At 71.1% G+C, this 7,193-nt stretch carries 6 protein-coding genes; 1 reads left to right on the forward strand and 5 read right to left on the reverse strand.

The window, feature by feature from the left end; genetic code table 11:
* On the forward strand, nucleotides 1-996 hold a 996-nt coding region (hpnH, locus tag ABTZ89_RS32860), incomplete at its 5' end, for an adenosyl-hopene transferase HpnH (RefSeq protein ID WP_351052106.1).
* Here hpnH and ABTZ89_RS32865 read toward each other — a convergent pair.
* The 5 genes from ABTZ89_RS32865 to ABTZ89_RS32885 all read right to left on the reverse strand — a co-directional run bounded on the left by ABTZ89_RS32865 (nucleotide 993) and on the right by ABTZ89_RS32885 (nucleotide 7,118).
* Complete coding sequence (locus ABTZ89_RS32865; protein ID WP_351052109.1) at nucleotides 993-1,709, reverse strand: SDR family NAD(P)-dependent oxidoreductase; 717 nt, start codon at nucleotides 1,707-1,709, stop codon at nucleotides 993-995. The genes hpnH and ABTZ89_RS32865 overlap by 4 nt on opposite strands.
* Nucleotides 1,709-2,623: a DMT family transporter gene (locus tag ABTZ89_RS32870; protein WP_270953789.1), complete on the reverse strand. Its 915-nt coding sequence runs from the start codon at nucleotides 2,621-2,623 to the stop codon at nucleotides 1,709-1,711. Before ABTZ89_RS32870 ends, ABTZ89_RS32865 begins: the two co-directional genes overlap by 1 nt.
* Nucleotides 2,620-5,001, reverse strand: a complete 2,382-nt coding sequence (locus ABTZ89_RS32875) for a wax ester/triacylglycerol synthase domain-containing protein (protein WP_351052112.1) — start codon at nucleotides 4,999-5,001, stop codon at nucleotides 2,620-2,622. The genes ABTZ89_RS32870 and ABTZ89_RS32875 overlap by 4 nt, the downstream gene beginning before the upstream one ends.
* Before the next feature lie 126 nt (nucleotides 5,002-5,127).
* Nucleotides 5,128-5,760 (reverse strand): carbonic anhydrase, encoded by a 633-nt coding sequence (locus tag ABTZ89_RS32880; RefSeq protein ID WP_270953787.1) that lies wholly within the window; start codon nucleotides 5,758-5,760, stop codon nucleotides 5,128-5,130.
* A gap of 476 nt (nucleotides 5,761-6,236) precedes the next feature.
* A complete protein-coding gene (locus ABTZ89_RS32885) occupies nucleotides 6,237-7,118 on the reverse strand; it encodes an LCP family protein (protein ID WP_351052115.1) in 882 nt (293 codons plus the stop codon).
* Between the last annotated feature and the right edge of the window lie 75 nt (nucleotides 7,119-7,193).

The raw sequence follows: 7,193 nt of genomic DNA on the forward strand, positions 1-7,193 counted from the left end.
ATTCCCGTGCGCCAAGCCGTCCGCGTCGGGGCCTACCTGGTCAAGCAGAAGCTGGCCCGCCGCGAGAAGTTCGCCCTGACGCTGGAGTTGGAACCGCTGTTCGCCTGCAACCTCAAGTGCGCGGGCTGCGGCAAGATCCAACACCCGGCCAACGTGCTCAAGCAGCGGATGCCGGTGGAGCAGGCCCTCGCCGCGGTGCAGGAGTGCGGTGCCCCGGTGGTGTCCATCGCCGGCGGGGAACCGCTGATGCACCCGGAGATCGAGGTCATCGTCGAGGAGCTGATCAAGCGCAAGAAGTTCGTCTACCTGTGCACCAATGCGCTGCTGCTGCCCCGCAAGATCGACAAGTTCCGGCCGTCGCCGTACTTCGCGTGGGCCGTGCACATCGACGGGCTGGAGGAGCGCCACGACGAATCGGTGTGCAAGAAGGGCGTGTTCGCGCAGGCCGTGGACAACATCAAGGACGTCCAGCGGCGCGGTTTCCGGGTGACCACCAACTCCACGTTCTTCACCTCCGACACGCCGCAGTCGGTGATCGAGGTGCTGGACTACCTCAACAACGACCTGAAGGTCGACCAGATGATGCTCTCCCCGGCCTACGCCTACGACAAGGCGCCCGACCAGGAGCACTTCCTGGGGGTGGCGGAGACGCGTGAGCTGTTCGGCAAGGTCTTCGCCGACGGCCGCAGGCGCCGGTGGCGGTTCAACCACTCGCCGCTGTTCTTGGACTTCCTGGAGGGCAAGGTCGACTTCCAGTGCACGGCGTGGGCCATCCCGTCGTACTCGCTCTACGGCTGGCAGCGGCCGTGCTACCTGATGAACGACGGTTACGCGGCCACCTACCGCGAACTGCTGGAGGAAACCGACTGGTCGCACTACGGGCGCGGCAACGACCCCCGCTGCGCCAACTGCATGGCGCACTGCGGCTACGAGCCCACCGCTGTGCTGGCCACCATGGGGTCGCTGTGGGAGTCGATCCGAGCGCTGCGCGGCTAGCCGAACCACTTGGACAGGCCGCGGAAGAGGCCGGGCAATGCGCCCTGGATGCGGGCGGGCACCGCGAGCCAGGCGGGGACGAAGACCTCCGCGCGCTCATGCTGGACTCCCCGGACCAGTGCCGCCGCGACCTCTTCGGGCGTGAGCATGCGGGGGAACCGCCGGTCGTAGTCTCGACCGGCGAAGAACGGCGTGCGCACAGCACCGGGGAACACCGTGGTCACGCCGATGCCGTCGAGGTGGCGGAGACTTTCCGCGAACGCCCGCACACCCGCTTTCGTCGCCGCGTAGACCTCCTCACCGCGAACACCGACGACGGCGATCGAGGAGACGAACACGACGTGGCCGCGCCGCCGGCGCAGCTCCGGCAGCACCGCGCTGGTCAGCAGCATCGGCGCGGTCAGGTTCACCGCAGTCAGCGCCTCGACCTGCTCAGCCGACATCGAGGGCAGGTCACCGGCCCACCCGATCCCCGCGCAGTGCACCAGCAGATCCACCTGCCGCGCCGCGGTGACGACCCGGTCGAGACCCGCCGGATCGGTCAGCTCGGCGGCCAGCGCCTGCCCGCCGGTGCGCGCGGCCACCTCGCCCAGGCGCCGTTGGTCGCGGCCCACCAGCACGAGCCGGCATCCGGCAGCCGCCAGTTCAGCGGCGGTGGCCGCACCGATTCCCGAGGAAGCTCCCGTGACCAGCGCGGTTCGCCCGCGCAGCATCAACCCCACGTCTCCTCCGCGGAGCTGCCGCGCTCGAGCGCTCGGCGCAGCTGCTCGCCGCGGCGGGTCAGCACGACGATGCCGATGATGATGACGACCACGGCGATCAGCTCGCCGCTGAGGATGGCGGGGGAGGACTCGATCCGCTCGCCCAGCCAGTTCACCCCGATCGCCGCTGCGACCAGTGGATCCACCGTGGTGATCACCGCCAGCGCCGGCGACATCAGCCGGCCGCGCTGGAAGGTCTGCTGGCTGAGCAGGAAGCCCATCGGCCCGATCACGCACACCGCGTAGAGCGTCCAGTGCTGGAACGGTTCGGCCAGCCCGCCGGTGCGGAACTGCCCGGCCACCACCTTGATCAACCCGGCGGTGACCCCGTAGAACACCCCGGTGGCCACCGCCATGCCGATCACCCCGGCTTCACCGGGGACCAACGCGGCGGCCCCCAGCGACACCAGCACCAGCAGCCCGAGCGCCAGGGCCAGCGGCAGGATCGATGCCCCGGTGAACTCGCTGCTCTGCCCGGAGGGGCGCGCCAGCACCAGGAAGGCCGACAGCCCGCCGACGCAGGCCAGCCCGCCCAGCCCGAGCACCAGGTCCATCTTGCGGCCCGCCATCCACGCGGCGAACCCGGCCCCGAACAGCACCGAGGTCACCAGCAGCGGTTGCACCAGCACCAGCGGCCCGAAAGCCAGCGCCACCACCTGCAGCGACAACCCGACGACCACGGTGAGGATGCTCAGCACCCAGATCGGTTTGCGGACCAGCTCGTAGAGCATGCGCGGGTTGAAGGTCTGCACCTTGGGCACCTGCTTGGTGACCCGGTGCTGGATGGCGCTGGCCAGGCCGAAGCTCGCAGCCCCGGCGATCGCGGCCGGAACGGCGATCACCAGCACCGGGGCGTTCGAGCTCACGGCCCGTCACCCGTCCGCAGTGCGGCGAAGGCGTCGCGGAGGTGCCCGGTCAGCACCCCGGCGACCGGGGCGAGGCCGGTGTCCGTGGTGATCCCGAAACCGACGCGCTCACCCCAGCTGACTGCGCCCACGGCCACTCCCACGCCGTCGGCCAGCGACAGCACCGGCAGCACTCCAGCGATCTGGGCCGCCCCCATGCGCGCCGGCCGCCGCTGCCCGGGCAGCACCGACACGACGGCGTTGAAGAACCGGCGTTGGTAGATCCGCCGCACCACCCAGGCGTGCAGCGGCGCGGGCATCGAGCCGAGGCCGGCGAGCACGGCGCGGGTCGCGGCGGGCTGACCGGTTCGGTCCGGTTTGCCGAGCTCAGCGGCGACTGAGTCGACCCGTTGCCGGACGGGCATCGGGCCGACGGGCAGGTCCAGCGACACCGATGCGGTGTGGTTGCCGGGCTCATCGGTGCCCACGCCACTGCGCCCGGTTCGAGCCGTGCGCGGCACCATCACCCGGAAACGCTGGCCCGGCGCGGGGGAAGGCAGCGCCCGGTGCAGCGCCTCGGCCACGAGACCGAGCAGCAGCGCGGTACTGCTCACGCCGTCCCGCCGTGCGCAGGCCCGGACCTCAGCGGCCGGGAGTTCCAGGCCGTCGAACGACCGGTTCGGCGTGCTGCGCCCAGCCCAGGGGCTGGCGGGGGCCAGACCTGCCCCGGCGAGGCTCACCAACCCCCGCGCGATGACCCAGGCGCGTCGATGCCACTTCAGCCGATCACCTCGCCCGGGCGCCGAAACGGGGGGAGGGTTGTCGGTCAGCAACCGCAGCAGCGTGCTGGTCACGGCGACACCGTCACCGAGCGCGTGGTGCAGCTTCGCCAGCACCGAAACCCGACCGGAATCGGTCTCGTGCAGCAGCAGAAGCTCCCAGGGCGGGCGATCGGTGCGCACGGCGGTGCCGAAGAACTCCTCGCGAGCCTCCGCCGCAGAGCCCTCACCTCGGACCTCGCGGCAGCGCAGGTGCTCGTGGAGGTCGATGGCGGCGTCGTGGATCCACTGCGGCCGTCCGGTCCGGCGCAGCACCAGGCGACGCGTCAGCAGGGGCAGCCGCGAGGCGCGCCGTTCGACCCGCTCGGCGATCTGCTCGTACCAATCGCGGGTGCTCTGGGACGGGCCTTCCAGCAGCAGGACAGCGCCGGTCTGCTGCGCCACGGCGGGCGTGGTGGCGTAGACGAAGAAGGCGTCCTGCGAGCGCAGCGCCCGGCGACCGCGGTGCCGGGGGAGCTGAGCCAGTGCGGCCACCTGGTCGGTGAAATCCGCGATCTGGCAATGCTTGAGCGCTCGCTGCTCCTGCTGCGCGAGTTCGTCCGGTTCGGCAGCCCAACGACGCAACGTCGCAGTCAGGTCGGCCGCTCGCGGGCACAGCTCGGCCAGCTCGGCGTCGGCCATCAGCTCGGCGTTGGCGCGCCCGTGCCCGGCGATCGGCTCGAACATGATCACGGATCGTCCGCAGGCGACGGCTTCCAGCGCCGTGGCCCCGCCCGCGTTGGTCACCACGACATCAGCGCAGGCCACCAGGCCTGGCATGTCGTCCACCCAGCCCAGCGCGACCAGCCGTTCCTCGGCGCGGGTGTCGAACCGCTCCCGCAACCCATCGTTGCGACCGCAGACCACCACGACCCGGTCCACGCCCTCAGCGCGCAGCGCAGCGTCCACCGCGCGGTCCACCGAGCCGAACCCGAGCGAACCGCACGAGATCAACACGGTGAATCCCGCCTCCGGAAGGCCGAAGCTGCGCCGTGCCGCCGCCCGGTCCCCGGGCCGGAATGCCGAGACGACCGGTGGTGCGCACACGGCTCCCACAGCGTCCGGCTCGGCCCGCCGCATCGCGCGCAGGCTCGCCTCGCTCATCACGTAGTGCAGGTCGACCTCGGGGTAGACCCAGAACGGGTGCGGGGAGAAGTCCGAGACCACGGCGGCCACCGGGACGTCGAGCTCGCCGCGGCGGCGCAACCAGTTCAGCCCCGCCGTGCCGAGCGGATACGTCGAGACGATCAGATCGGGCTCGCGCTCGGCGATCGCTTGCCGCAACAGCCGCCCGCTCCACGCCCCGACGAAGCGGCGCGAAGCGTTGGCGAACCAGCGGTAGCGCCACAGCGAGTCGTAGAAGAAGTCGTAGAGCCACGGGGTGGACTCGACGTTGGTGACGTAGATCCAGTTGAACGCGGCGGGCACCCAGCGGCCCATCGCGCGCAGCGCGTCCAGCCAGCTGACCTCGGATCCCGGCCACACCCGACCGGCGGCCTCCGCAACGGCCCGGCCGGTCGCGTTGTGCCCTTCACCGATGGTCGCGCTGAGCAGTAGCACTCGACGCGGCTGGACGGTCACGCGGCTGGATCCCTTCAACCCGGAGCGTGCTCCAGCAGGCTAACGTGACCAGCCCGTTCCAGCCGTTCGAAGCAGTCGGCGCGGCAGCGGAGAACTCCGCTGCCGCGCCGAACGAGAGCTGATTCCCTACGGCTTCGCGTGCTCCGGCAGTCCGCGGCTGCCGACCTCGCGGACGGTGCCGTCGGTGAGGCGGTAGCACAGGCCGACGACCGCGCAGCGGCCCTCTTCGACTTCCTTCGCCAGCAGGGTGGAGCGCTCCAGCAGCAGGTCGGTGGTGCGCTGGATGTGCACGTCCACGATCTCGTCGACCTCGGTCTGGCCCTCGACGCGTGCGGCCAGGACGCTCGGCGTCACCCGCTCCACGATGTCGCGCAGGAACCCGGGCGGCGCGGAACCCTCGAGGACGGTCTGGCGGGCCGCGGTGACCGCACCGCAGGAGTCGTGACCGAGCACGATGACCAGCGGCGTGCCAAGCACGCCGACGCCGAACTCGATGCTGCCCAGGACCTCGGGGCCGGTGACCTGACCGGCGGTGCGGACCACGAACAGGTCGCCCAGGCCCTGGTCGAAGATGATCTCGGCGGCGAGCCGGGAGTCGGAGCAGCCGAACAGCACGGCGAAGGGACGCTGTCCCGGTGCCAGCGACGCCCGGTAGTCGGCGTCCTGGTTCGGGTGCTGGAGGGTGTTCTCGACGAATCGCCGGTTGCCCGCCTTCAGCACTTCGTAGGCTTGCGCGGGGGAGAGCGGTGCTTCGGACATGCGCAAACGCTACCGCACGCAGGTTCGAATCGCCTCGATCGAAGCCCCTGTACCGGCAGTCTGAGACGAGTGCCACTCGGCTCCGTGCATCGGGTGAAAACCACTGCCCTGAAACGGTGGTCGTGGCGTGAGGGGCACGCTCAGCTCAGGCGTGCTGGCAGCTCGCGACGCACTGGGCCCCGGCGTAGTCTCAACCAGCGGTGGACCGTTCCAGACCCCAGTGCTTCACGGTGATCGCCGATGCTGGGCGCTGTTGAGCTACAGCCGTCGGCGCGCGAGAAGACCGGCGATGCACCACCAGCGCAGAGGTCTGGACGAACCCCACGCGGGCTTTCCGACAACCGGACGGCTCCGGTGCCGCGGACGGTACCGGAGCGGGCTGGCTGGCGGTGAGGTCACTGGGGGTGACCACCAGCCGCTGGTCGGTGGTGGGACGGGCGAGGGGGCCGCCTCACCACCGACCAGTTCGCACGAGGTCAGTTGACGCAGGGAATGCCGTCGGCGGTGATCGTCTCGGGGTCCGGCGCGGTGCTCTGCTGGCGGGCCGGACCGTCCAGCGACACTGCTCGTGGCGGGGCGAAGCGCGGGGCCGACGGGCCCCGGTAGTCGCTGCCGATGAGGACTTGGACGTGGCCGCTCGGCACGGAGCTGCTCTCCTCGGTGGGCAGGCCCCCGAGTTGTGATGCCACCTGGCCGGCCGTGTCCGAGGCGTCCGGGGCGTACTGCACGATCGAGGAGGACCGGGCAGCGGTGTTGCCGACCGTGCCGACCTGGATGCCCCGGTTGGAGAGCACCGAGCGCACCTTCTGCGCCAGCCCGGCGGTCTTCGTCGCGTTGAGCACGTCCACTGTGGCCGCGCCGGACTCCTCGTCGGAGGACGCGGGCGGTGGGGCAGCCGACGGGTCGATGGTCTGGGTGACCGCTTGCCGCACCGCGCGCGGGTCGACCAGGATCGCCTGGCCGTCCTCCGGGGTTTCGTAGTCGGCGTTCTCGATGGGGATCGTGGTGAACCGGATCGCGCCACCGGCCAGGCCGCGCAGCCGCTCGGCGAAGGCGAGCACGTCCCAGTCGCGGTCCAGCACCACCGAGTCCTGCACGGAGCCGATCAGCCCCTGCAAGCGGGCGGGATTGGCCAGCACGCCTCCGGAGAGCGCCGACTGCGCCAGCCCGGACAGGAATGCCTGCTGGCGGACCACGCGGTCCAGGTCTCCGCGCGGCAGGCCGTGCCGCTGGCGCACGAACGCCAGCGCGTCGGGCCCGGAGATGGTCTGCGGCCCGGCTTTGAAGTCCGCCCCCGAGTAGCTGTCCTGCGTCGGCGCCAGCAAGCACACCGGGACGCCACCGACGGCCTGGGTGATCGAAGGTCTTGAAAGCGGGTCTGGTCGGCCACTTCTCGCGCCTTCCGGTACAAGTCGGCGAGTTCAGGTTCGGTC

The organism is Saccharopolyspora sp. NPDC002686 (assembly GCF_040295745.1).
Lineage (GTDB): Bacteria > Actinomycetota > Actinomycetes > Mycobacteriales > Pseudonocardiaceae > Saccharopolyspora > Saccharopolyspora oryzae.